At 71.4% G+C, this 24,613-nt stretch carries 17 protein-coding genes, 2 pseudogenes, 1 CRISPR repeat array and 1 riboswitch; of the genes and pseudogenes, 6 read left to right on the forward strand and 13 right to left on the reverse strand.

The genetic code is table 11. From position 1 onward, the window contains the following. Positions 1 to 88: 88 nt before the first annotated feature. The 8 genes from ACLIYP_RS10005 to ACLIYP_RS10040 all read right to left on the reverse strand — a co-directional run bounded on the left by ACLIYP_RS10005 (position 89) and on the right by ACLIYP_RS10040 (position 8,901). Entirely contained in the window at positions 89 to 1,264 is a 1,176-nt protein-coding gene (locus tag ACLIYP_RS10005) for an ABC transporter ATP-binding protein (RefSeq protein ID WP_412712778.1), read from the reverse strand. Then, positions 1,261 to 2,388 carry an ABC transporter ATP-binding protein gene (locus ACLIYP_RS10010; protein ID WP_412712779.1) on the reverse strand — a complete coding sequence of 376 codons (1,128 nt, stop codon included), beginning with the start codon at positions 2,386 to 2,388 and terminating at the stop codon, positions 1,261 to 1,263. Before ACLIYP_RS10010 ends, ACLIYP_RS10005 begins: the two co-directional genes overlap by 4 nt. A gap of 4 nt (positions 2,389 to 2,392) precedes the next feature. Further along, positions 2,393 to 3,346 carry an ABC transporter permease gene (locus ACLIYP_RS10015; protein ID WP_412712780.1) on the reverse strand — a complete coding sequence of 318 codons (954 nt, stop codon included), beginning with the start codon at positions 3,344 to 3,346 and terminating at the stop codon, positions 2,393 to 2,395. Continuing rightward, the gene (locus ACLIYP_RS10020) at positions 3,346 to 4,350 is read right to left on the reverse strand and encodes an ABC transporter permease (protein ID WP_093661799.1); all 1,005 of its coding nucleotides are present in this window, start codon (positions 4,348 to 4,350) and stop codon (positions 3,346 to 3,348) included. Before ACLIYP_RS10020 ends, ACLIYP_RS10015 begins: the two co-directional genes overlap by 1 nt. A 90-nt stretch (positions 4,351 to 4,440) precedes the next feature. Continuing rightward, the gene (locus tag ACLIYP_RS10025; protein ID WP_412712781.1) at positions 4,441 to 6,108 is read right to left on the reverse strand and encodes an ABC transporter substrate-binding protein; all 1,668 of its coding nucleotides are present in this window, start codon (positions 6,106 to 6,108) and stop codon (positions 4,441 to 4,443) included. A 283-nt stretch (positions 6,109 to 6,391) separates the two neighbouring features. Further along, a complete protein-coding gene (locus ACLIYP_RS10030; RefSeq protein ID WP_412712782.1) occupies positions 6,392 to 7,159 on the reverse strand; it encodes an enhanced serine sensitivity protein SseB C-terminal domain-containing protein in 768 nt (255 codons plus the stop codon). 190 nt (positions 7,160 to 7,349) lie between these two features. Further along, positions 7,350 to 8,129, reverse strand: a complete 780-nt coding sequence (locus ACLIYP_RS10035; RefSeq protein ID WP_412712783.1) for an enhanced serine sensitivity protein SseB — start codon at positions 8,127 to 8,129, stop codon at positions 7,350 to 7,352. Between the two features lie 79 nt (positions 8,130 to 8,208). Further along, positions 8,209 to 8,901, reverse strand: a complete 693-nt coding sequence (locus ACLIYP_RS10040) for an AAA family ATPase (RefSeq protein WP_412712790.1) — start codon at positions 8,899 to 8,901, stop codon at positions 8,209 to 8,211. A 232-nt stretch (positions 8,902 to 9,133) separates the two neighbouring features. Further along, a riboswitch (glycine riboswitch) is annotated at positions 9,134 to 9,243 on the forward strand. Between the two features lie 175 nt (positions 9,244 to 9,418). On the opposite strand from ACLIYP_RS10040, the gene gcvT reads away from it, so the two are divergent. The 4 genes from gcvT (at position 9,419) to ACLIYP_RS10060 (ending at position 14,011) form a co-directional block, all read left to right on the forward strand. Continuing rightward, positions 9,419 to 10,546 (forward strand): glycine cleavage system aminomethyltransferase GcvT, encoded by a 1,128-nt coding sequence (gcvT, locus tag ACLIYP_RS10045; RefSeq protein WP_412712784.1) that lies wholly within the window; start codon positions 9,419 to 9,421, stop codon positions 10,544 to 10,546. A 130-nt stretch (positions 10,547 to 10,676) separates the two neighbouring features. Continuing rightward, on the forward strand, positions 10,677 to 11,054 hold the full coding sequence (gene gcvH / locus ACLIYP_RS10050; protein WP_093661811.1) for a glycine cleavage system protein GcvH: 378 nt from the start codon (positions 10,677 to 10,679) through the stop codon (positions 11,052 to 11,054). Positions 11,055 to 11,128: 74 nt separating this feature from the next. Further along, positions 11,129 to 12,397 (forward strand): serine hydroxymethyltransferase, encoded by a 1,269-nt coding sequence (glyA, locus tag ACLIYP_RS10055; protein WP_412712785.1) that lies wholly within the window; start codon positions 11,129 to 11,131, stop codon positions 12,395 to 12,397. Positions 12,398 to 12,589: 192 nt separating this feature from the next. Further along, the gene (locus ACLIYP_RS10060; protein ID WP_412712786.1) at positions 12,590 to 14,011 is read left to right on the forward strand and encodes an L-serine ammonia-lyase; all 1,422 of its coding nucleotides are present in this window, start codon (positions 12,590 to 12,592) and stop codon (positions 14,009 to 14,011) included. 394 nt (positions 14,012 to 14,405) lie between these two features. Next, a CRISPR array of direct repeats spans positions 14,406 to 16,571; the repeat unit is 29 nt; unit sequence GTCCTCTCCGCGCGAGCGGAGGTGTCCCG. A 149-nt stretch (positions 16,572 to 16,720) separates the two neighbouring features. Here the strand turns inward: ACLIYP_RS10060 and ACLIYP_RS10065 are convergent. After that, the gene (locus tag ACLIYP_RS10065) at positions 16,721 to 17,281 is read right to left on the reverse strand and encodes a DUF6417 family protein (protein ID WP_279951757.1); all 561 of its coding nucleotides are present in this window, start codon (positions 17,279 to 17,281) and stop codon (positions 16,721 to 16,723) included. A 298-nt stretch (positions 17,282 to 17,579) separates the two neighbouring features. On the opposite strand from ACLIYP_RS10065, the gene ACLIYP_RS10070 reads away from it, so the two are divergent. Continuing rightward, entirely contained in the window at positions 17,580 to 19,022 is a 1,443-nt protein-coding gene (locus ACLIYP_RS10070; RefSeq protein WP_412712791.1) for an aminopeptidase P family protein, read from the forward strand. A gap of 253 nt (positions 19,023 to 19,275) precedes the next feature. Here ACLIYP_RS10070 and ACLIYP_RS10075 read toward each other — a convergent pair. From ACLIYP_RS10075 to ACLIYP_RS10085, 3 genes and pseudogenes are all read right to left on the reverse strand, one after another. Further along, a protein-coding gene (locus ACLIYP_RS10075; protein WP_279951756.1) for an IS5 family transposase occupies positions 19,276 to 20,165 on the reverse strand; the annotation gives its coding sequence in 2 pieces (ribosomal slippage) (positions 19,276 to 19,820 and positions 19,820 to 20,165; 891 coding nt in all). Positions 20,166 to 20,769: 604 nt separating this feature from the next. Beyond that, a pseudogene (locus ACLIYP_RS10080) lies at positions 20,770 to 21,180 on the reverse strand (aminopeptidase P family N-terminal domain-containing protein); the annotation flags it as partial. Between the two features lie 302 nt (positions 21,181 to 21,482). Further along, the gene (locus ACLIYP_RS10085) at positions 21,483 to 22,949 is read right to left on the reverse strand and encodes an aminopeptidase P family protein (protein WP_279951755.1); all 1,467 of its coding nucleotides are present in this window, start codon (positions 22,947 to 22,949) and stop codon (positions 21,483 to 21,485) included. A gap of 377 nt (positions 22,950 to 23,326) precedes the next feature. Here ACLIYP_RS10085 and ACLIYP_RS10090 point away from each other — a divergent pair, with 377 nt between their 5' ends. Further along, positions 23,327 to 23,974, forward strand: coding sequence for a helix-turn-helix domain-containing protein (locus ACLIYP_RS10090; RefSeq protein ID WP_412712787.1), 648 nt, complete (start codon positions 23,327 to 23,329; stop codon positions 23,972 to 23,974). A 548-nt stretch (positions 23,975 to 24,522) separates the two neighbouring features. Here the strand turns inward: ACLIYP_RS10090 and ACLIYP_RS10095 are convergent. After that, positions 24,523 to 24,613: pseudogene (locus ACLIYP_RS10095) on the reverse strand (transposase); the annotation flags it as partial.

The following is a 24,613-nucleotide window of genomic DNA, read 5'->3' on the forward strand; positions in this document are numbered from 1 at the left end:
CGCACCGCCCGCCTCCGCGCTCATGGGGCGGAGGCGGGCGGTGCGGGGGGATACTGCGCCCGGGGGCCGGGAGAGCGGGGCGTACGGCTCACTCGGCCGCGGTCGCGGCCTTCTCCGTCTTCTCGTCCTTCTCCGTCTTCACGGCAGCGGGCGACCCGGTGCTCCCGGTGCTCCCGGCCGGCTCGGCCTGCCCGGCCGCTTCGGTGTGCCGGCCGTGGTGCTCGGCGTGCCCGGCCGGGACCACCTGGGCCGCGTTGTGCGTGGGGCTGATCCGGCCGTCGGCGATCTCCTCGGCCCAGTGGCAGGCCACCCGGTGCCCGCCGCCCAGGTCCCGCAGCTCGGGGCGGTCGGTCGCGCAGCGCGTCTCCTGCTTCCACGGGCAGCGGGTGTGGAAGCGGCAGCCCGCCGGCGGGTTCGCCGGGGAGGGCAGGTCGCCGGTGAGCAGGATGCGCTCGCGGCTGTCCTCGACCTCCGGATCGGGCACCGGCACGGCCGACATCAGCGCCCGGGTGTACGGGTGCCGGGGCTCGGCGTACAGCATGTCGCTGGGCGCCTCCTCCACCAGCGAGCCCAGGTACATCACCCCGACGACGTCGGAGATGTGCCGCACCACGGCCAGGTCGTGGGCGATGACCACGTAGGTCAGGCCCATCTCCCGCTGGAGCTCCTCCAGCAGGTTGATCACCTGGGCCTGGATGGAGACGTCCAGGGCGGAGACCGGCTCGTCGCAGATGATCACGTCCGGTTCCAGGACCAGCGCCCGGGCGATGCCGATGCGCTGGCGCTGCCCGCCGGAGAACTCGTGCGGATAGCGGGAGAGCGAGCCCGCCGGCAGCCCGACCCTCGCCAGGATCTTGCGGATCCTCTCCCTGCGCTCGGCCTGGTCCGCGCCGATGCCGTGGGCCTCCATGCCCTCGGAGAGGATCGACTCGATGTTCTGCCGGGGGTTGAGGCTGCCCAGCGGGTCCTGGAAGACCATCTGGAGCCGGCGGCGGAAGCGGCGCATCTCCTCGTCGGGCAGCTTCGCCAGGTCGGTGCCGTCGAAGACGACCTCGCCGTCGGTGACGTCCACCAGGCGCAGGACCGCCCGGCCCAGCGTGGTCTTGCCGCAGCCCGACTCGCCCACCAGGCCGTACGTCTGGCCCGGCTCGACGGAGAGCGAGACACCGTCGACGGCGTAGACGTGGCCGACCGTGCGGTCGAAGAGGACGCCCCTCCGCACCGGGAAGTGGACCTTCACACCGTTCAGTTGGAGCAGGCTCATGCTCCGGCCTCCTTCTCGGCCGTGCCGGCCGTCTCGACCGCGTCCTTCTCCGCCGGCCCGTCCCCCTCCGGCCCGGTGCCGTCGGCGGCGCCCGCCCCCGGCACCTCGTCCGGCTCGGGCAGCGCGGAGCGGCGCAGTTCGGCGGCGCCCCCGGAGAGCACCGGGTTGACGCACCGCACCTGGTGCCCGGGCTTGCGGGGCTCGCCCAGCACCGGGGTGCCCTGGAGGCACTCCAGCGTGTAGTGGTCGCACCGGGGGGCGAAGGCGCAGCCGTCCTCCCAGGCGATCGTGTCGTTGATGGAGCCGCGCACCGGCCTCAGCGGCTCGCCGCGCGGCGCGTCGAGCCGGGGGATGGACCCCAGCAGCCCGTTGGCGTACGGGTGGGTCGGCGCCTCGAACAGCTCGCGCCGCGCGGCGGACTCCACCACCTTGCCCGCGTAGAGCACGTTGACCTGGTCGCACAGGCCCGCGACCACGCCCAGGTCGTGGGTGATCATCAGCAGGGCGGTGCCCTCCTGGTCGACCAGTTCCTTGAGCAGTTCCAGGATCTGGGCCTGGATCGTCACGTCCAGGGCGGTGGTCGGCTCGTCGGCGATCAGCAGCCGCGGCGCGCAGGCCACCGCCATGGCGATCAGGGCGCGCTGCCGCATGCCGCCGGAGAGCTGGTGCGGGTACTCCTTCAGCCGCCGGTCGGGGTCGGGGATGCCGACCCGGTCCAGCAGGGAGGCGGCCTCCCTGCGGGCGGCCTCGCCCTTGAGCCCCCGGTGCCGGGTCAGGATCTCGGTGACCTGGATCCCGATGGGGACGACCGGGTTCAGCGAGGACAGCGGGTCCTGGAAGATCATCGCGAGCTGGGAGCCGCGCAGGTCCCGCATCCTCCTGCCGCCCATGGTCAGCAGGTCGGTGCCGTCGAAGTCGGCCCGGCCGCCGACCTTCACGCCCCTGGAGGGCAGCAGCCCCATCAGGGCGAGCGAGGTGACGGACTTGCCGCAGCCCGACTCCCCGACCAGGCCGACGACCTGGCCCTGGTCGACGTCGAAGGACACTCCCGACACGGCCTTCACGTCGCGCCGGCCGCGCTGGGTGAAGGTGACGGTCAGTTCGTCCACGGAAAGCAGGGCCATGTGATCAACTCCGCAGTTTCGGGTCGAGGGCTTCCCGCATCGCCTCGCCCAGCAGGGTGAAGCCGAGGGCGGTGACGATGATGCCCAGCGCGGGGTAGATCGCGAGCATCGGTGCGCTGTCGAAGTAGTCCTGCGCCTGGGCCAGCATGACGCCCCACTCCGGTTCGGCGGCGTCGGGGTTGCCCAGGCCGAGGTAGGACAGCGCCGCCGCCTCGATGATGGCGGTGGCCAGGCTCAGGGTGGCCTGGACGATCACCGGGCTCAGCGAGTTGGGCAGCACGTGGCCGAGCGCGATGCGCCGCTTGCGCACCCCGAGGGCCCGGGCGGCCAGCACGTAGTCCGAGCCGCCCTGCGCCAGCATGGCGCCGCGCAGCAGCCGGGCGAAGACGGGGATCTGCACCACGCCCACCGCGATCATCACGGTGGTCAGGGACTGGCCCAGGACCGCCGCGATGGACACGGCCAGCAGCAGCGAGGGCAGCGCCAGCATGATGTCGATGAAGCGCATCACGACGGTGTCGATCCGGCGGCCGACCTTGCCGCCCAGCACCAGGGCGGCGCCCGAGGCGCCGCCGATCAGCGCGCCGACGGTGAAGCCCAGCAGCGTGGCGACGATGCCGACCAGCAGGGTCTGGCGGGCCCCCACCAGCATCCGGGAGAACTCGTCGCGGGCCAGGTGGTCCAGACCGAGCCAGTTCTCGGCGCGGGGGCCGACGAAGATGTTCTGGTTGGTGAAGACCTCGCCGCGCCACAGCTGTGCGGTGGGGCTGTACGGGGCGACCCACGGGCCCACGATCGCGACCACCACGAACACACCGATGATGCACGCGCCGATCACGGCCATCTTGCTGCCCTTGAGCCTGCGCCAGGCCTCGACCCACAGACTGGCGCCCGTGGAGGTCTCGGTGGAGGCGGTGAGCTCGGCGAGCCGGTCGATCTTGTCGGTCTTGGTGCTCATCAGTGCACCCGCACTCTCGGGTCGATAAGGCTGTAGGCGAGGTCAACCAGCAGGTTGATGACGACGTACGCAGCCGCGATGAACATGATGAAGCCCACCAGGACCGGATAGTCGCGCTCGTCGATGGCGGTCTTGATGAACGAGCCGATGCCGCCGAAGGCGAAGACCGACTCGGTGAGCACCGCGCCCGACAGCAGACCGCCGGTGAGCAGGCCGATGGCGGTGACCACCGGAAGCAGCGCGTTGCGCAGCACGTGGCGGCCGCGCACCACCTGCCGGCTCAGGCCCTTGGACTCGGCGGTGCGCACGTAGTCCTCGCCGAGCACCTCCAGGACGCTGGCCCGGGTCATGCGGGTGATGATGGCCAGCGGGATGGAGGAGAGCGCCAGGGCCGGGAGCACCAGGTGCATCGCCGCGTCCCAGGCCGCGTCGAACTCGCCGGTGAGGATGCCGTCCAGGACGTAGAAGCCGGTGACCTCGGTGGCGTCGATGCCGGTGGTCTGGCGGCCGAAGCTGGGGAACCAGCCGAGCTGGACGGCGAAGACCGCCTTGAGCAGGAAGGCCAGGAAGAACACCGGGATGCAGATGCCCACCAGGGAGCCGGAGACCGCGGTGACGTCCAGCCAGCTGCCGCGCCGGCGGGCGGCGAAGTAGCCCAGCGGCACGCCGACGGCGATGGCGATGATCATGGCCGATATCCCGAGTTCCACCGTGGCGGGGAACGCCCGGGTGAACTCGTCCCACACCGGCTGGCCGGTCTGGGTGGAGACCCCCAGGTTCAGCTCGGACAGCCGCTTGAGGAAGCGGCCGTACTGGATCCACACGGGCTGGTCGAGCCCGAGGGCCGCCTCGATGCGTGCCTTGTCGGCGGCCGTGGCGCGCTCGCCGAGCATGGCCGCGGCGGGTCCACCGGGCAGCCGGTTCAGCCAGATGAACAGCAGAACCGACAGGCCCAGCAGGGTGGGTATCAGTTGGAGCAGTCTTCGTACGACGAGACGCAACACCCCGCGATGCCCCTTTCTTGGTCCTCATGGGCAGGTCCGCCCGGCCACTTCGGATGCCGTGGCCGGGCGGACCTGCGCGCGGTCATGCTTTTACTTGAAGGAGACCTCGGCGAAGTTCTCCTGCGTCAGCGGGGAGACCTTCGGGGGGTTGACGTCCTTGGCGAACGCGATGGACGGCGGGGAGGAGGAGACCGGGACACCGGGGATGTAGTCCATGATCACCTCGTTGGCCTTCTTGTACAGCTCGACCCGCTTGGCGACGTCCGGCTCGGCCTCGGCCTTCTTCACCGCGTCGAAGACCTTGTCGTCGCGGAAGCCCCACTGCTTGTCGTAGCCGGAGAACCAGGTGCCGATGAAGTTGTAGGCGTCGTTGAAGTCACCGGTCCAGCCCAGCAGGTGCAGGTCGCACGAGCCGGCCTCGGTGGCGTCCAGGTAGTCCGGGGCCCACTTCATGGGCTTGGGGTCGACGCCGACACCGGCCTTCTCCAGGTCGGACTTCATCAGCTCGTACATGTCGGCCGGGGCGGGCATGTACGGGCGGGTGACCTCGGTCGGGTAGCAGAAGGTGACCTTCAGCTTCTCCTCGCCGGCCTTCTTCAGCAGCTCCTTGGCCTTGTCGGTGCTGAACTCGTAGGTGGCGACGTCCTTCGAGTAGCCGTCGACGGTGTCCGGCATGAACTGGGTGGCCGCCACGCCGCCCTCGGGCAGCTGCGTCTTGACGACGTTCTCGCGGTCGATGGCGTGGGTGAGCGCCTGGCGGACGTCCTTCTTCTCCAGGGCCTTGTTCGCCTCCTGCGAGAAGCCCACGTAGAAGATGTTGAACACGCCGCGGACCGGGACCTGGAAGCCTTCCTTCTCCAGGGTCTTCACGTCCGAGGGCGCGACCAGGTCGTAGCCGTGGATGTTGCCGGCCTGCAGCGCCTGGCGGCGTGCGGACTCCTCGGCGATGGTGCGGAAGACCAGCTTCTCGACGCCGGCCTTCTCACCCCAGTAGTCGTCGAACCGCTCGAGGGTGACTTCCTTGTTGCCCTTGTCCCACTCGGTGATCCGGAAGGGGCCGGTGCCCGCGACCGTACCGGCCTCCTGGCTGTACTTGGGGTAGGAGATGGCGTCGTTCTCGCCGGTGGCCTCCTGCTCCTTGTACTTGTCGATGGCCTTCGGGGAGTGGATGGCCAGCGCCTGGAGGGAGAAGCCGCCGGGCAGGTTGGCCGAGGGCTCGTGGACGCTGATGACGGCGGTGTTCTCGTCCTTCGCCTCGCAGCCCTTGTAGTTGGCCTTGGGCGTGTCCTTGTCCTCGTTCTTGGCGAAGCCGCCGAAGACGGTCTGCCAGTAGTACGAGACCGCGCTGTTCTGGTACGTGCCGGTCCAGTTGAACCAGTGGTCGTAGTTCTTGCACACCGCCTCGGCGGTCAGCTTCTCGCCGTCGTGGAACTTCACGCCCTCCTGGAGCTTGAAGGTCCACTCGGTGCCGCTCTCGTCGGACTCCCACGACTTGGCGAGGCCGCCGACCAGCTCGGTGCCGCCCGGCTCGTGCTCGATCAGCGCCTCGAAGGCCTGGCGCGTGACCCGGAACGTCTCACCGTCACTCGCCAGCGCCGGGTCCAGGGAGCCCGGGTCTCCGGCGGCGCCGAAGACGAAGGTTTTCCCACCCTTGCCTTCGTCCTTCTCGCCTCGTTCACTGGCACATCCAGTGGCGATCACACCAACCGCGAGGGTCGCCGCGATCGTCTGGACGACCCTGGAACCGGTTATTCGCATGTTCCACCTCAGGGGTCGGTGACGGTTTGACTGCTGGTCGCCCGAACAGTACTGCGCCCAACCATCGGTGTGAACTGTCCGCATGTCGGTGATATAGACCTGAGACCCTGGCGCCCGAAACGGCGACAGCGCAGGTCAAAGCGTGGATACCGGACGAAACAACCGGCCGCCGGCGGGTCGCGGACCGGCGCCCGCGGGGCCCTGGGAACCCCACCGGTCCGGCCCCGCCGCAGGCCCCGCGGCGAGCCCCGCCGCGCAGGCCCGTCCGGCAGGTGGTTCCACGTCAGTAGGGGCGGGGGTAGCCGTAGCCGTGCCCGGGGGCCGCCGCGGGGGCGGCGGCGTGGGCGTCGCGGTCGAAGAACGGCCGGGAGTTGGCCCGCAGCCACATGGCGACCGGGTCGTACTCGTCCGACATCGACACCGTGGAGACCGCCAGTCCGTCCGGCACCGCGGCCACCGACTGCTGCATCATCGACCGCACCGACTCCACCGCCTGCGGCGCGGAGTCGTACAGGTCGAGGCCGATCACCAGTTGCGGCGCGCCCAGGGCGGGCTGCACCCAGGCCCGGCGCAGGGTGCGCACGGCGGGCGTGCGGTGGGCGTTGTGCACCAGCTGGGCGTAGAAGTGCGGTACGTCCACGGTCGGTTCACCGATGCGAAGCGGCCCGGCCGGCAGCCTCTCCAGCCCGCCCGCGATCCGGCGCAGGTCCAGCCAGGGGACGCCGACGCCGCCGCCGGGCGCGTGCGGGTTGAGCCACAGCCCCCAGCGGTCGGGGAAGAGGGCGGCGGCGATCTCGCGTCCGCCGACCACCTCGTGGTCCCTGGTCCAGCCGGAGGCGGCCAGTTCCTGCTCGGAGGTCACGCAGGGCGCGTAGCCGTGCCCGGCGACCTCCATGTTCCCGTACTGGGCGTCGGGGGACCCGGCCCGGCCGTGCCAGAGCAGCATCCACACCCGGCCGGAGGCGAGGGCGTGCAGCAGCGATTCATAGGTGTCGTACCGCCCGGGCGCCACCTGCCGCAGCAGCTGCTCAACGCTTCCACCCGCGCTCACGTGGGCCGCCCCTTCTCGCGTCGTCCTCGCTCACCGGGCCGCGCGCGCGTCCCGTCCCGACATCCAACCAGCTTACGGTCCGCGCCCGACAGTGCCCGGACCACTCGGCCGTCCGCGGACGCGGACGCCCCGGCGGCGGACGGGCCGGCTTCCCGGTCGCGGCCGCCCGGGACACCGTGCGGCCCGGACGTCAGTACGGCTGGTCCTGGCGGTTGTAGAAGGGCCGCACGCACTGGCGCATCCAGTCCACGACCGGGTCCTGGGCCGCGTCCAGCAGCACCATCTGCACCGGCCAGCGCACCGGCTCCCGGCCCAGCGCGCGGCCGAGCGCGTCGTGCGCCGCGACGCGGGCCTGCGGGTCCAGCAGGTCCAGCTCCACTCCGACGAACAGCGCGGGCGGGTCGCCCTCGACGCTGGCCAGGCCGCGGCGCGCGGTGCGGACCTGCGGCAGCACCGCGAACTCCCCGGCCGCGGCGGCCAGGAAGTCCACCGGCTCCTCCTGCCAGTCGGGCTCGAAGAGCCGGACCCGGGCACCGCTCGCCATCCCCGGAATCCCCTCGCCCCCGCCCTCCCGGCACAGTTCGGCCACGGCGGCCGGGGGCAGGGGGACGCCGACGGTGCCCTCGGGGTTGACCGCGATGCCCACCTGCGGCGGCAGGCCGCGGGCGAACTCCCGCGCGGGCGCGACGGCGAAGGACAGGTGCGAGCCGACGCACTGCAGGAACTGCTGCTCGGAGCTGAAGACGGGGACGTAGGGCGCTCCGTCGAGCTGGATCGTGGGCAGGTCCAGGTTGGGACTCGTCGGCCCGCCGCCCTCGGGCAGCGGCACCCACAGACTGCTGCGCCCGAGCACCTCCAGCAGCCGGGCGCCCGCTCCGGGGGCGCCGAGGGAGGCGGCGAGGGTCTCCTCCAGCTCGTTGCCGGGCCAGCCGCCGCCGTGCCCCGGTCCGTACTGCTGCGGGATGGTCATGGGAAAACCCTATCGGCACCGGGCGGGTGCGTCCGTCCGTCGTCCGCGCCCGCATCCCGGGGGGCGCGGACGGCGGGAGTCAGTCGAACACCACCCCGCGCAGCGCCCCCGCCGCCGTCCGGTCCAGCAGCACCGAGGCGACGCAGCCCGGGGGCAGCCGTCCGGCCTCCGCGTCCGCCACCAGGCGGCGCACCGCCCGCCGGTGCCGGGCGAAGGCGTACGCCGACACCCCGCGCCCCCGCTCCGCCTGCCCGGCCAGCGCCACCCGGGCCGGCACGTCCAGCAGCAGCAGGTGCACGGCCCGCCCGCGCCGCCGCGCGTCCAGGGCCAGCCAGCGGCGCACCCAGCCCTGGGCGCCGCAGTCGTGCACCACCACCCCGGCTCCCGAGGCCAGGGCCCGCCGCAGCGCCAGGTAGTGGGCGATCCTCACCAGGGGGCGGTAGACGGCGTACGGCAGCCGGGCGGGCATCCGCCGCTCCCAGCGCTCCCGCATGTCCTGGGAGTCGATCCGCACCACCGCGGCGTCCTCGGCGACCACGCGGCGGATCAGGGTGGACTTGCCGCTGCCCGGCAGCCCGGAGACGACGACCCGGTCGCCCGCGGGGAAGCGCAGGACCCGCACCGCCGCGGTGCCGCGCAGATCGCGGCCGCCCGCTCTCCCCGCCGCCGCGGGCGCCGCCCTGTCCGCCGCCCTGTCCGCCGCCTTCCCCGGCGCCGTCGCGGTCCTGCGCCGGGGCGGCGCCCCGCCCTGTGCCGTACAAGCACTCTCCAGGCTGCTCACCGGATACGTCCTCCCCGCTTTCGCGCCACGCGCTCGCGGCGTCACCCTGAGCGTGTCAAGAAGGATGACGGCGGACAAGGTGGCCGCTCACCAGGTGTGTCACGGCGCCGTACCCGTCTGGTCACCCCTCCGGCCCCGGACGTGGCGGCGCGGCTTCGCGCCCGCCCGGGGCGGTGTGCGCCGGGCGTGCGATGATGAGCGTGTCAACTGCATACCGGCCGATCGAGTCCGCACGGGAGAGCTCCCGGAAAACGCTGGTCACGACGGTTTCCGGGGCGCCGAAGGAGCAAGTCCTCCCTTGAATCTCTCAGGCCCCGATACCGTGTGGACGAGGCAGATCTGAAAAGCGGGCGGCCCCCGAGCGGAGCCGTCCCACCCAAGGTGCAAGCCGTGGCCCGCCCGTGCGGACTCGCGGCGAACCTCTCAGGTTCCGATGACAGATGGGGAGGGCGTGTCCTTCCCGCCGTCCTCGCACGACATCGCCACCTCACCTGGGAGCCTGCCGACCATGAGTGATTCCCCCCGCCGTACCGCCCTCGACTCCGTGCACCGCGCCCTGGGCGCGACCATGACGGACTTCGCGGGCTGGGAGATGCCGCTGCGCTACGGCAGCGAGCGCGACGAGCACAACGCCGTGCGCACCCGCGCCGGCCTGTTCGACCTGAGCCACATGGGCGAGATCACCGTCACCGGCCCGCAGGCCGGCGAGCTGCTGGACCGCGCCCTGGTCGGCCATCTGTCCGCCGTCCCCGTGGGCCGGGCGCGCTACACCATGATCTGCGACGAGTCCGGCGGCATCCTCGACGACCTGATCGTCTACCGGCTGGGCGAGGAGGAGTACCTGGTCGTCGCCAACGCCTCCAACGCCCAGGTGGTGCTGGACGCCCTCACCGAACGGCTCGGCGCCTCCGGTCTCACGGGCGCCGCCGTGCGCGACGACCGCGACGCCTACGCCCTCCTGGCCGTCCAGGGGCCCCAGGCTCCCGCCGTCCTGGCCGAGCTCACCGACGCCGACCTCGACGGCCTGAAGTACTACGCCGGGCTGCCCGGCACGGTGGCGGGCGTGGAGGCGCTGATCGCACGCACCGGCTACACCGGCGAGGACGGCTTCGAGCTGTTCGTCGCCCCGGGCGACGCCGAGGTGCTGTGGCGGGCGCTGACCGAGGCCGGCGCGGACGCGGGCCTGGTGCCGTGCGGGCTGTCCTGCCGCGACACGCTGCGGCTGGAGGCGGGCATGCCGCTGTACGGGCACGAGCTGACCCGCTCCACCACCCCCTTCGACGCCGGACTCGGCCGCGTGGTGAAGTTCGACAAGCCCGGCGACTTCACCGGCCGTGCCGCCCTGGAGGCCGCCGCCGGGCGGGCCGCCGAGAACCCGCCGCGCAAGCTGGTCGGCCTGGTCGCCTCCGGCCGCCGGGTGCCGCGCGCGGGGTACGCGGTGGTCGGCGCGGACGGCTCGGTGATCGGCGAGGTCACCTCCGGCGCCCCCTCCCCCACGCTGGGCAGGCCGATCGCCATGGCGTACGTGGACGCCGCCCACGCCGCCCCGGGCACCGGGGGTGTGGCGGTGGACATCCGCGGTACGCATGAGCCCTACGAGGTCGTCGCGCTGCCGTTCTACCGGCGCGAACGCTGACGGCCCCGGCCGCCCCGCACCACCAGCCGCACCGCCCCCCGTACCACCAACCGCACCACCCGCCCGGGACACCGTCCCACCTGGCAAGACCCGTTTCTCACACCGCATCCCCGATCAGGAGAATCACGCCATGAGCAACCCCCAGCAGCTGCGCTACAGCAAGGAGCACGAGTGGCTGTCGGCCGCCGAGGACGGCGTCTCGACGATCGGCATCACCGAGCACGCGGCGAACGCGCTCGGCGACGTCGTCTTCGTACAGCTCCCGGAGGTCGGCGACACGGTGACCGCGGGCGAACCCTGCGGCGAGCTGGAGTCGACCAAGTCGGTCAGCGACCTGTACGCGCCGGTCACCGGTGAGGTCACCGAGGTCAACCAGGACGTGGTGGACGACCCGGCGCTGGTGAACTCCGCCCCCTACGAGGGCGGTTGGCTGTTCAAGGTCCGGGTGGCGGACGAGCCGGGGGACCTGCTGTCCGCCGACGAGTACGCCGCCTTCACCGGCGAGTGAGCGGCGGCCCGCCCGCCTCCTCCACGCCCGGATCCGCCGTCCGCCGCCAGCCCACCACGATCGGAAAGACCCGGATGTCGCTTCTGAACAGTTCCCTGCACGAGGTCGATCCCGACGTCGCCGCAGCCGTCGACGCCGAGCTGCGCCGCCAGCAGACCACCCTGGAGATGATCGCCTCGGAGAACTTCGCCCCGGTCGCCGCGCTCCAGGCCCAGGGCTCGGTCCTCACCAACAAGTACGCCGAGGGCTACCCGGGCCGCCGCTACTACGGCGGCTGCGAGCACGTCGACGTGATCGAGGACATCGCCCGCGAGCGGGTGAAGGCCCTCTTCGGCGCCGAGGCCGCCAACGTCCAGCCCCACTCGGGCGCCTCGGCCAACGCCGCGGCGATGTTCGCCCTGCTGCAGCCGGGCGACACCATCCTGGGCCTGGACCTGGCGCACGGCGGCCACCTGACCCACGGCATGAAGATCAACTTCTCCGGCAAGCTGTACGACGTGGTCGCCTACCACGTCGACGCCACCACCGGCCTGGTCGACATGGAGGAGGTCGAGCGGCTGGCGAGGGAGCGCCGCCCGAAGCTGATCATCGCCGGCTGGTCGGCGTACCCGAGGCAGCTCGACTTCGCCGCCTTCCGCCGCATCGCCGACGAGGTGGGCGCGCTGCTGATGGTGGACATGGCGCACTTCGCCGGCCTGGTGGCCGCGGGGCTCCACCCCAACCCGGTGCCGTACGCGGACGTGGTCACCACCACGACCCACAAGACCCTCGGCGGTCCGCGCGGCGGGGTGATCCTGTCGAAGCAGGAGCACGCCAAGAAGATCAACTCCGCGGTCTTCCCCGGCCAGCAGGGCGGCCCGCTGGAGCACGTCATCGCGGCGAAGGCGGTCTCCTTCAAGATCGCGGCGACGGAGGAGTTCAAGGACCGCCAGCGCCGTACCCTGGAGGGCGCGAAGCTGCTGGCCGAGCGGCTGGCGCGGCCGGACGCCGCCGAGGCGGGCGTCGCCGTGCTGTCGGGCGGCACCGACGTCCACCTGGTCCTGGTCGACCTGCGCGACAGCGAACTGGACGGCCGCCAGGGCGAGGACCGCCTGCACTCCATCGGCATCACCGTCAACCGCAACGCCATCCCGAACGACCCCCGTCCGCCGATGGTCACCTCCGGTCTGCGCATCGGCACCCCGGCGCTGGCCACGCGCGGCTTCACCGCCGACGACTTCCGCGAGGTCGCGGACGTCGTCGCCGAGGCGCTGAAGCCCTCGTTCGACGAGGCGAAGGCCAAGGAGCTGGCCGGCCGCGTCTCCGCGCTGGCCGACAAGCACCCGCTGTACCCGGGCCTGTAGGACCGGGGCACGGCACCCGGGTGCGCCGCCCGACCGGCGGCGCACCCGGACCCCGGACCCCGGCACCGTCCGGCACCACCCGGCACCGTCCGGCGCCACCGGCGCCGTTCTCCGCCCCGCGCACCCGCGGGGCTCCACGCCCGCCGCACCCGGCGGGCCGCGAACCACGAGCAGACAAGGGAGTCCGCCACCGTGGCCATCTCCGTCTTCGACCTCTTCTCCATCGGCATCGGCCCCTCCAGCTCCCACACCGTCGGCCCGATGCGGGCGGCCGGGATGTTCGCACGCCGCCTGCGCAAGGAGGGCGTGCTGGACCGCACCGCCTCGCTGCGGGCCGAGCTGTTCGGCTCCCTGGGCGCCACCGGCCACGGCCACGGCACGCCCAAGGCCGTGCTGCTGGGCCTGGCGGGCCACTCGCCGCGCACCGTCGACGTGGAGGCCGCGGAGGCGGAGGTCGAACGGGTGCGGCGGTCGGGCCGGCTGGGTCTGCTCACCGCCGGCGGGGAGGGGGACCCCGAGGGCGGCTCCGAAGGCGGCGAGGGCAGCGGCGGCCACGAGATCGCCTTCGACGTCGACCGCGACCTGGTGCTGCACCGCCGCCGCTCGCTGCCGTACCACGCCAACGGCATGACCCTGGCCGCGTACGGCGCCGACGGCGCACCGCTGCTGGAGAAGACCTACTACTCGGTGGGCGGCGGCTTCGTGGTGGACGAGGACGCGGCCGGCTCCGGCCGCATCAAACTCGACGACACGGTGCTGAAGTACCCCTTCCGTACCGGCGACGAGCTGCTGCGCGCCACCCGCGAGACGGGCCTGTCCGTCTCGGCGCTGATGCTGGAGAACGAGCGGGCCTGGCGGAGCGAGGAGGAGATCCGCGCGGGCCTGCTGGAGATCTGGCGGGTGATGCGCGAGTGCGTGGCCCGCGGCCTGTCCCGGGAGGGCATCCTGCCCGGCGGCCTGAAGGTCCGCCGCCGCGCGGCCGCCTCGGCGCGGCGGCTGCGCGCCGAGGGGGACGCCGCGGCGCGCGCCATGGAGTGGCTGACGCTCTACGCGATGGCGGTCAACGAGGAGAACGCCGCCGGCGGGCGCGTCGTCACCGCCCCCACCAACGGCGCGGCGGGCATCATCCCGGCCGTGCTGCACTACGCCATGGAGTTCGTGCCCGGGGCGGACGACGACACGGTGGTGCGCTTCCTGCTGACCGCGGGAGCCATCGGACTGCTGTTCAAGGAGAACGCCTCCATCTCCGGCGCCGAGGTCGGCTGCCAGGGAGAGGTCGGCTCGGCCTGCTCCATGGCCGCGGGCGGCCTCGCGGAGGTCCTGGGCGGCTCCCCGGAGCAGGTCGAGAACGCCGCCGAGATCGGCATCGAGCACAACCTGGGCCTGACCTGCGACCCCGTGGGCGGCCTGGTCCAGATCCCGTGCATCGAACGCAACGGCATGGCCGCGGTCAAGGCGGTCACCGCGGCCCGGATGTCCCTGCGCGGCGACGGCCGCCACCACGTCTCCCTGGACAAGGCCATCAAGACGATGAAGGAGACGGGCGCGGACATGAAGGTCAAGTACAAGGAGACCGCCCGCGGCGGGCTCGCCGTCAACGTCATCGAGTGCTGAGGAGGCCGCCCTGACCTGCGGTTCCTGTCCTTTCGGAGTTGTCGGGCCCTTTCTCGTCTACACAACGGAAAGTCCCTGAGAACTCCCTCGGAAGAAGCGGAAAGTCCCTGAAAAGTCCCTGGGAAGGGGCCGGGCGGAGCACCCGCACAGCACCTGATCAGCTCCGGAGCCCCCGGGCGGGCAGCCGTACGGATGCCCGCCCGGGGACTGGCTGTCTCGGAAAGCGCAGCGCAGCAGGCCAACCACTTGGCTGGCCCGCCTCCTGAAGCTTCCGCCTCACCCTTCTTTCTCCATGCCCATCACAGCGCCTCCTCTCTGTCACCATGTACGGGTGACAGAGAGAAACCTAGGTCAAGGAACGGCAAAGCCGTTCTAACTCCGCAGGTCAGGAAGTGTCCTCTCCGCGCGAGCGGAGGTGTCCCGCAACCCTAGCGCGTCGGTACCTGGCGCGTCTCGTCCTCTCCGCGCGAGCGGAGGTGTCCCGCCGACCACCGCGGGCCCGGAGGCCCGCCCGGCGTCCTCTCCGCGCGAGCGGAGGTGTCCCGTCACCATGCGCGCTCACATCCGACGCACCAGCGTCCTCTCCGCGCGAGCGGAGGTGTCCCTTTTCGCAATCGAAATCGGAAAACCCGCAACGGGTCCTCTCCGCGCGAGCGGAGGTGTCCCGACGAATGCCGCCTCATGGTCCAGGCCGCCCGCGTCCTCTCCGCGCGAGCGGAGGTGTCCCGCTGCCAGTGGCCGCTTGCCGTCCATCCAGTCCGTCCTCTCCGCGCGAGCGGAGGTGTCCCGACCTGTGGTTCGACCAGACCGTCGGGGGGTGAGTCCTCTCCGCGCGAGCGGAGGTGTCCCGACGGACTTCGCGCGGCAGGTCAAGGACCCGACGTCCTCTCCGCGCGAGCGGAGGTGTCCCGTAGTCGCCGGACGGGCCGTAGATCCGGAACGTGTCCTCTCCGCGCGAGCGGAGGTGTCCCGAACTCCTTGTGTGCGGCGTCGGGGGTGTCCGTGTCCTCTCCGCGCGAGCGGAGGTGTCCCCGTACGAGCCGGACTTCGGGTGCAGAATCACGCCGTCCTCTCCGCGCGAGCGGAGGTGTCCCGCCGAACAGTCCATGTTCTGGGAGAGCCACGGCGTCCTCTCCGCGCGAGCGGAGGTGTCCCGCCGCCGCCAACCGCCGCGCCCTCGCCGCAGCCGTCCTCTCCGCGCGAGCGGAGGTGTCCCGTCCCGGCGGCTGCGCGGGCCTGAGGCGGCGTCGTCCTCTCCGCGCGAGCGGAGGTGTCCCGACCCTGGCATGGCTCCAGCCGCGCCCTGGGGAGTCCTCTCCGCGCGAGCGGAGGTGTCCCGGTCACGAAGAAGTACCCCAGCCTGAAGAAGACGTCCTCTCCGCGCGAGCGGAGGTGTCCCGCCCTGGACCACACTGGCCCTCGGTATCGCGCTGTCCTCTCCGCGCGAGCGGAGGTGTCCCGGCGCCCTATCTCGGGCTGGTTCAGGTGGGGTTGTCCTCTCCGCGCGAGCGGAGGTGTCCCGACGGCCGGTCTGTGGCTCTACCCCGGCCCGCCGTCCTCTCCGCGCGAGCGGAGGTGTCCCGCGGGGAAGCGGCATGAGCGCAGTCTTCCCCGAGTCCTCTCCGCGCGAGCGGAGGTGTCCCGCGGGCCTGGGACGGCAGCGTGCTCGCGGCGCAGTCCTCTCCGCGCGAGCGGAGGTGTCCCGATCGTCACCGGATAGTTCCGGGAGCCGGTGCCGTCCTCTCCGCGCGAGCGGAGGTGTCCCGAACCCGGACCGGTTGGCCGACTGCACGTAGGGGTCCTCTCCGCGCGAGCGGAGGTGTCCCGGAGTACCCGCCGTACTTGCACGCGACGTACAGGTCCTCTCCGCGCGAGCGGAGGTGTCCCGGACTGACCGAACCATCAACGGGGGGGGAGAACGGTCCTCTCCGCGCGAGCGGAGGTGTCCCGTCCGGGCGCACGGCGTGCTCGAGGGCGTCGGCGTCCTCTCCGCGCGAGCGGAGGTGTCCCGGTGCTGCCTGGAGGTGGCGATGCCGTGGAGGGGTCCTCTCCGCGCGAGCGGAGGTGTCCCGTACCGCGGCACGCCGCTCTCGGGGTCCGGCGAGTCCTCTCCGCGCGAGCGGAGGTGTCCCCTGCGCACGACCCCCTGGAGCTGTACACGGGACGTCCTCTCCGCGCGAGCGGAGGTGTCCCCTGCGCACGACCCCCTGGAGCTGTACACGGGACGTCCTCTCCGCGCGAGCGGAGGTGTCCCGGCTCAGCACGTGAAGGTGAAGGAAGTGCTCAGGTCCTCTCCGCGCGAGCGGAGGTGTCCCGGCCAACAAGGCGGGCGTCGAGGGCTCCGAGCAGTCCTCTCCGCGCGAGCGGAGGTGTCCCGTGGTCGACCAGGGACGCGTCACCAGGGCGGATGTCCTCTCCGCGCGAGCGGAGGTGTCCCGAACGGAACTCCGTCCAAGGGTCTCATGCAGACGTCCTCTCCGCGCGAGCGGAGGTGTCCCGTCGGCGGTGGCGTGGCTGAGGACGATGTGGCTGCCCTCTCCGCGCGAGCGGAGGTGAACCAGACAAGCGGCCGAGCTACCGCTACCTCTGACACCATGACTTGGTGTTGAGGAGCCACTGTGGTCAAGCAACGACAAAGCCCTCCTAACGTTGCAGGTCAGAAAGCTGGCCCCGCGCGAGCGGGGGTGGTCCGGCTTCGGCCGCCGGTGGTTACTCCGGGGCCGCCGCGTCGACCGTCGCGGGCCCGGCGGACGGGACGGCGGCCGTGGTGGTGACGGTGAGGTGGGGGTGGGTGAGGCCGCAAGTGCGGTGGAGGCGGTTGCGGGCGGTGACCTGTCCGGCCAGCGCCTCCAGATGGACGGCGTGGGCCAGGCCCGCGAGGCCGGTGTCGTCGAGTTGGAGGCGCCAGCGGTTGGCTGCGGTGTCGTAGTGAGCTTCGATCAGGGCCTCCCACAGGGTGCCGGCTGCCGCGGGGGCGGCGGTCAGGTCGGGCAGGAGGTGGGTATAGCGGCGCAGCAGCATCTCGTGCGGCTGCAGGGCGATCTCCTGCCAGGCGGGGTCGGTCTGCTTGGCGGTCCAGGCGGGGCACGGCCGGTCGGCGTTAGTGCGGTGGTGGTGCCAGGCCAGCGCGTCCATGCCTTCGGGGGTGATCCGGGCGGCCCGGGCCTCGGCCGGGCGGGCAGCGTGGGCGTGCAGCACCTCGTGCGCGGGGACGGTGCGGCACAGCCCTGTCCACTCCATTGCCCGCACCACCCGCTCGTCGGCGGCCATCCCGGGATCGTCTGCTGGCGCGAGGGCGGATCCCTCTGTCAGTCCTCGCCTTCACCATCTACGGTGGCCGGACCGTCGACATTACAACCGTGAGCGTCCCGGCCAAGATCGCGTCGATGGGTCTGTCGGACCTGAGATGAGTCACCGGCCAGCGCCCCGCCTGACGGAGCTCGAGGAGCACGACCGGGTAGACCTCTGGAGGCCCCGCAGGGCATCCACGACCACTCCCCACCATGGGAGCGTGACATGTGAAATGTTACTATCTTGGGAGTGGATCAACGACGATCGGAGGCACGGGGTGGAGCGTCAGGACGGGTTGCGCAGTGTCGGGAGCCACGATCGCGCGATACCGGACGCGCTGGCCGCATGCTTCCGGCAGGGGTGGGCGAATACGGGCCTGAAGCTACCGCCCCTACCCGGGGCGGTGTACGCGGCCAAGCGGCGCGCGGCGGTGTCCGAGCGGTTCCCCAATGAGCGAATCGTTATCCCCTCAGGCGGGCTCAAGGCCCGGAGCAACGACTTCGACTACACCTTCAGACCGCACTCCGCGTTCATCCACCTCACCGCCGAGCAGGGGACGCAGGCGGTGCCCGACAGCGTCCTGGTGTTCGAGCCCACCGGGACCGGGCACTCGGTCACCCTGTTCACCCGACCGCGGTCGCCGCGCGACGGCGGACCGAACGGCACGGAGTTCTACCGCGACCGGCAGTACGGCGAGTTCTGGGTCGGGCGTCACCGGACGCTGTCGGAGACAGCCGACGCCTTCGGCATCGAGGCCGCCGCGCGCGGCGAGTTGGAACGAGCCCTCGGCGCAGATGTCCCGACCCGGGTGCTGCGCGGCGAGGACGCATCGGTCGACGCCCTGGTGCCACCCGCACCTGGCCCCGAGGCTGAACTGCGCACCTTTCTGTCGGAGTTGCGACTGGTCAAGGACGAGTGGGAGATTGAGCAGCTGCGCACGGCCGTGGAGTCCACGGTCGCCGGGTTCCACGACGTCGCCGGCGAGCTGCGCCACGCCACGGGCTTGGCACGGGGTGAGCGCTGGATCGAGGGCACCTTCAACCGGCGGGCCCGGCTGGACGGTTACGGCCTAGGCTTCGAGACCATCGCGGCGGCCGGCGCGCACGCTTGCGTCCTGCACTGGATGCGCAACGACGGCCCGGTGCGGGATGGGGACCTGCTCCTGCTGGACGCCGGTGTCGAGGCCGACTCCTTCTACACCGGTGACGTCACCCGCACCCTGCCCGTCAGCGGGCGTTTCACCGATGTCCAGCGCCGGGTCTATGACCTGGTCTTCGCCGCCCAGTCGGCGGGCATCGCCGCGCTGCGGCCCGGCGCGCGGTTCAGCGACTTCCATAACGCCGCGATACGGGTCATCGTCGAGGGCCTCGACTCCTGGGGCCTGCGGCCCGGCGGGACGGAACTCGCCCATGACTCCACCCTGTACGGCCGGTACACCGTCTGCGGCACGGGCCACATGCTCGGACTGGATTGTCACGACTGTGCCAGTGCCCGTAACGAGAATTACGTGAACGGCACGCTTGAGGCTGGCCATGTCCTCACCGTCGAACCGGGCTTGTACTTCCAGCCCGACGACCTGACCGTGCCTGAGGAGCTGCGCGGCATCGGTGTCCGGATCGAGGACGACTTCCTCATCACAGACGACGGCTCGGTATGCCTGTCCTCGGGCCTGCCGCGCAGCGCGGACGAGGTCGAGGCCTGGATGGCGTCGCTGCGATGAGCACGCGCCACCCGCTCGTGGACCGGGCCGCCGGGCCGCCCGCCGAGGCGGCTCTGGCCGTCGCCGAGGCCGCCGGGCTGATCCGGGTGGCCGTAAGGTGGCCTTTCCGGCACCGGTCGTGTGGGAGGGCGTCGTCGCCGAGGCTGGTGGCGAGGTAGTGCGCCGCGCCCATCACGTCCTGGCAGAGACCTCGGCCGAGCCCGACGACCAGACCTGGCACCGGGCGTCTGCACTAGGCCGTGTCTGGTAAAGATCACTTCGTTGATTCGCGGAGCCACAGGATCAGCGCGGCCAGATGGAGCCCGGCTCGGTAGCGGGCGGCGAGCTTGTCGAAGCGGGTGGCGATGGCGCGGAACTGCTTGAGCCGGTTGAAGCACCGCTCGACCACATTGCGGCCCTGGTAGACCTCACGGTCGAAGGCCGGTGGCCGGCCGCCGGCCGAGCCCCGGCGTCGTCGGCCGGCCACCTGATCGGCGCGTTCGGGGATGGTGACGCCGATGCCGCGCCGTCGGCACCATCCCCGAATCGCGCGGGAGGAATAGGCCTTGTCCGCCACGATGTGCTCGGGCCGGGTGCGCGGCCGTCCCCGCCCGGTCCGGGGAACGCGGACGGTCTCCAGAACCTCGGTGAAGGCCGGGGCATCACCGGCATGGCCGGGAGTGAGCACGATGGCCAGCGGCAGGCCGCGGCCGTCGACGGCCAGGTGCGCCTCGGTGCTCAGCCCGCCCCGGGACCGCCCCAGCGCCTGGCGATGCGCCGCAGATGCCGGATCTTCCGGTTCGTCCCCGCGTGTCGCCTCCTTTTGCGGGCGCCGGCGGCGTGCTGGTGGGCGCGGTTGATGGTGGAGTCCACCGACGCCGTCCACGCCGCCTGCCCCACCGCATCGTCGCGGACCTGCACGTGCTCCGGCAGGCGGGCCCAGGTGCCGTCGGCCTCCCAGCGGGCGAACCGCTCGCAGACGGTCTGCCGGGGACCGTAGCGCTGGGGCAGGTCCCGCCAGGGCGCCCCGGTCCGCAGCCGCCACAGCACTCCGTTGATCACCTGCCGGTGATCCCGCCACGGCCGCCCCTGGCCGTCCGCTCCTGGCAGCAGCGGCGTTATCCGCTCCCAGGCGGCATCCGTCAACTCACCTCGACCCACCACAAGATCAGTTATCAGAGTGCTCGTGCCCGGACTCCCGCGCGGGGTCCGTCACGAAACGACTCAGCCGGTAGGCGGTCGGCAGCTCCAGGCGCCCACACAGCGTGTCGATCCGGATCATCGCCCCGTCGACTCCTGCCTCCCGAAGGCGACGCAACCGCGTACGCATCTCCGCCTGGTCTCGTGTCTCAACGACCACTTCCCACTGCCCCGCGTCCGGCGCGGTGCGGGCAGCAAGCCGCTGCCGCGCGTCCCCTTGCCGCCACCTTCTCTTCCTCTGCCCTGGCACCTGCCCAGAATCACTGACTGTCGTCAGGACAGCAAGGCAATCGGACCAAGCACGCACCCGCTCGGTGTTCATTTCTCAGACAGGCCCTAGTCACGGCCGAGCTCCCGGTCTGCTTGGTCCATGCGCTGGCCGATGCCGCCGCCGCGCGGGACAGCGGCGACTGGGCCTGGGACACCGAGTTCTGCCTGTTGGCGTGCGTCCGCGCCGACGGTTCCCGGCCCAACCTGTTGGTCGCCGCCGCCCGGGATGCCGAGGCGGCCGGGCGCTTCGACCTCGCCTGGACGGCCCTGGACCGACTGGACCGCGCCCCGGCGGCGCGCGCCCGGCCCGCAGCCACTCCCCCATGCGGGCGTGCACCTGGTCGATAGCGGCTCCGGCCCGGCGCAGCGCCTCGGCCTCAGCTGGGGTCTTGCGGATCCGCAGCGCGTCGAGCACCTGCCCGGCGAGTTCCTGCCGGGCGTCGGGCAGCACGGTGCGGAAGGCGGCGGCCTTCTCGGCCCACATGTGATTCTCCACCGCGACCCGCACCGTGCCGCGGGGAAGGCGGGCGGCGACGAGAGCGTACGGGGCCTCGGTCTCGCCCCGGCCGGTGATCTCGATACCGAGGCCCCCGGCCGGGGAGGCGTGCGCCTCGGCCCGCTCCAGCTCCGGTACTACGAGGAAGGGTTCGTCGGCAGCGGGCAGGACGAGGCAGGTGAGACGCTCCAGGGGCTTGGCGTTGTATCCGGTCGCAACCACCCGGCTCGACGATCGCCGAGAGTGGCACATGCGCTTCGAGGCGGCGATGCGGGGCCTGCCCGACCACCAGCGCCGACTGTCGCTGTGCTGCCGCTGCTGTCGGCGTACGCCCGCCCGGGCGAGCCGGGAGCGGGCTCCGCGGTCCCGGCCGCGCGGTTCACCGCGCGGCCGGGACCCTGGGGGTCGGTGGCGGTGCCGTACCCTCGCTCTCACCAGGGTTCATCGGTAAGTGCGTCGCGGATCTGAAGCTGCTCGGCCTGCTGTAGCGGACGCGGGGGGACGTGTGGCGGTCGTCAGCCCCGCAGCCGGGCCATCCAGGCCTCGACCTCGTCCGCCGTCCTGGGCAGGTCGGCCGAGAGGTTCTCGTTGCCGTCGGCGGTGACCAAGATGTCGTCCTCGATCCGGACGCCGATGCCGCGGTACTCCTCAGGCACGGTCAGGTCGTCAGACTGGAAATACATCCCCGGCTCGACGGTGAGCACCATGCCGGGCTCCAGCGTGCCGTCCACGTACAGTTCGGTGCGGGCCTTGGCGCAATCGTGGACGTCCAGACCGATCATGTGACCGGTGCCGGCCAGAGTCCAGCGGCGCTGCAGGCCGAGCGCGAAGACCTCGTCCACCGACCGGTCGCCGAACAGGCCCCAGGAGACCAGGTGCTCGGCCAGGGTCCGCTGGGCAGCGTCGTGAAAGTCCCGGTAGGCGGCGCCGGGCTTGACCGCAGCGATGCCGGCCTCCTGCGCCGCGAACACCGCTTCGTAGACCTTGCGCTGGATCGGGGTGAAGCGGCCGCTGACGGGCAGGGTGCGGGTGACGTCGGCGGTGTAGAGGTTGTTGGTCTCCACTCCGGCGTCGAGCAGCAGCAAATCACCGGGACGGGCAGCGCCGTCGTTGCGGACCCAGTGCAGCGTCGTGGCGTGCTCGCCCGCGGCGCAGATCGAGGCATAGCCGACGTCGTTGCCTTCGATCCGCGCGCGCAGGAAGAACGTGCCCTCGATCCTGCGCTCCAGGGTCGGCTCGTCCGTGCCGAGGACGCGCACGACGTCCTCGAAGCCGCGGGCGGTCGCCTCGCAGGCGAAGCGCAGGTCGGCGATCTCGAACTCGTCTTTGACCAAGCGCATCTCGGAGAGGAAGACGCGGAACTCACCGTCGCGTTCCGCGGTGACCTTGTCATGCAAGGCGGCCTCGACACCGGCGTCGTAGCCGCGCAGCAGGCGGATCGGGCCGGTGGCCTCGGCCAACCGCCCGGTCAGCGTGCGCACATCGCGGCACGGCAGCCCCAGGAGTTGCTCGTTCTCGGCGAGGCTGTTGCGCCGGCCGTCCCAGAGCTCGCCGTGGTAGTCCTGCCAGAACTCGCCACTCTCGCGGTCCGACCGGGGCAGCATGTAGGCGATCGCTCTGTGCGTGCCGTCCTGGCCGGGCTCCAGGACCAGCACGGCGTCCTGCGATTGGTCACCCGTCAGGTAGACGTAGTCGGAGGAAGGCCGGAATGGGTAGTCCGTATCGTTGGAGCGGACCTTGGGGTTACCGGAGGGGATCACCAGCAGTTCGCCGGGGAAGCGGGCGGAGAGTCTGGCCCGGCGGCGCGCGGTGTACGCGGCCTGTGGGATGGTCTTAAGGTCGTGTCGCTCGGTGTCGGCCCAGCCCTGCTTCATGTTCTCGGCGAGTTCGTCGCTCACCTTCCCGAGCAGGCCGTTCTTCCGGCTCCCGCGCTCGCTCTCGAGGTCCTCGGGTACCTGACTCTCGGCTGTCCGCTCAGTCATAACCGTCTCCTGATTCGAATGACTCCAGGCTGCCTTCGGGCGAGCAGCTCTGGTTGTGGGTGGACGGGCGCGGGCGGGCCTCGGCCCGTGAGCCGCATCGGTGTGGTGGGCTGTCTGCCCTTGCACTCCGCCGTTCCGGCGGTAGGCGCAGTTCGCCCGGATTCGCGTCGATACCCGACTCGTGCCATGGATCTGGGGCTGGTTACTCCTCGTTGAGCCCTTGGTCGACTAGTCGCCCGTCCACGCGTTCGGCTACGGCAGCGGTCCGGTTGGGCTGTTGCCCACCGCCCCCTCCGAGGAGCGATCGGCATAATGCTGTCGTCCCGCTGGCATAGCTCGTACGATATACCGAACGCCAGCGAGAGGAAAGAGGAAGTGTGAGCGTCGCCGAGGGATCGGTTCGGGGCGTGCTGGCCGCCAACCTGAAGCGGGTGAGGACCCAGCGGGGACTGTCGCTCTCCGAGTTGTCCCGGCGATCGAAGATCGGAAAAGCCACGCTGTCGCAGTTGGAGTCGGGCACCGGCAACCCCACCATCGAGACAGTGTTCAGCCTCTCGCGCGCCCTGGAGGTGCCTATCTCTGACCTGGTGGATCAGCGGCCATCCGCTGGGGTGACCGTGATCCGCGCCACCGACGTCGAGGTCCTCAGCGGCAAGGGTGTCGACCTGCGTCCGCTACGGCGAATCGAGTCCGGCGGATCCGTTCTTGAGATTTACGACCAGCAGGTGCGAGCCAGTTGTACACAGGAGTCGCTCGGTCACATCGGCAGTGAGCACACCGTGGTCCAGATCGGCAGGCTCGGCGTGCAGGTCGGTGGACGCGAGGTGGAGCTGGGGCCCGGCGACTACGTGGGGTTCGATGCGGCGATGCCGCACTCCTACACGGCCCTCGACGGTCCCGTGCGCTCCGTATTGCTGTTGCACTACCAGGCGGAACAGCGACTGCATCTGACCGGTCCCGGTCAGGATGCCTGCTGTCCCGGTGTCCCGGCCCGGCCCCCTTTGCAGGACACTGCTCCGTCGTGACCATTGGCTCGCCTCACAGAAGATCGACATCTCGCCGTTCGTTATAGCGAACAGATGTCGAGGCGTGCGCCCCTGCGTACCTCCTCTTGATCATGGCCGCTACCTTTCTCCGTGGGGGCGACCGTCTGCGGCTCCGCCATCAGCGGTCTCTCCGCATCGGAACCACGGGGATATCATGCGGCGCGAAGTTGCAAGTCAGGGCTGGCATCGCAGTCTTCGAATTCAAAGGCGTACCGCTCTCCGGGCCCCTCTAGGCGGGCTGTCCGCCACCTACCCCCCTCATGCGCAACATCGGAGCGCACGCTGCCCGGCCGCTCGTGGAACGACTGGCAGGCGATGCTGTCGACTCCAAACTGTTTCCCCACCCTGGTGGTCCGTGCCTCGGCTCTAGAGATTTCCTTAACCATCGACAGCGCCCCCGGGGGTGACGAAAGGAACGATGTCGGTTTCGCCAAGCCACATCATCAATGTCACCAGATCGTCAACCGACGGGGCCTGTCCGCGAATGATGCCGGTTACTGAGGTTGAACTCGTGGTGTCGCAAGGGTTCATCCGGGTCTGATGGTCAGGCCGGTCTCGGCCAGGCAGCCGTCGATGAGGTCGCTGCGGTACTGGATGTGTCGCAGTCCTCGCCGGATG

It is taken from the genome of Streptomyces nanhaiensis (assembly GCF_046614825.1).
In the GTDB taxonomy this organism is placed as follows: Bacteria; Actinomycetota; Actinomycetes; order Streptomycetales; family Streptomycetaceae; genus Streptomyces; species Streptomyces radiopugnans.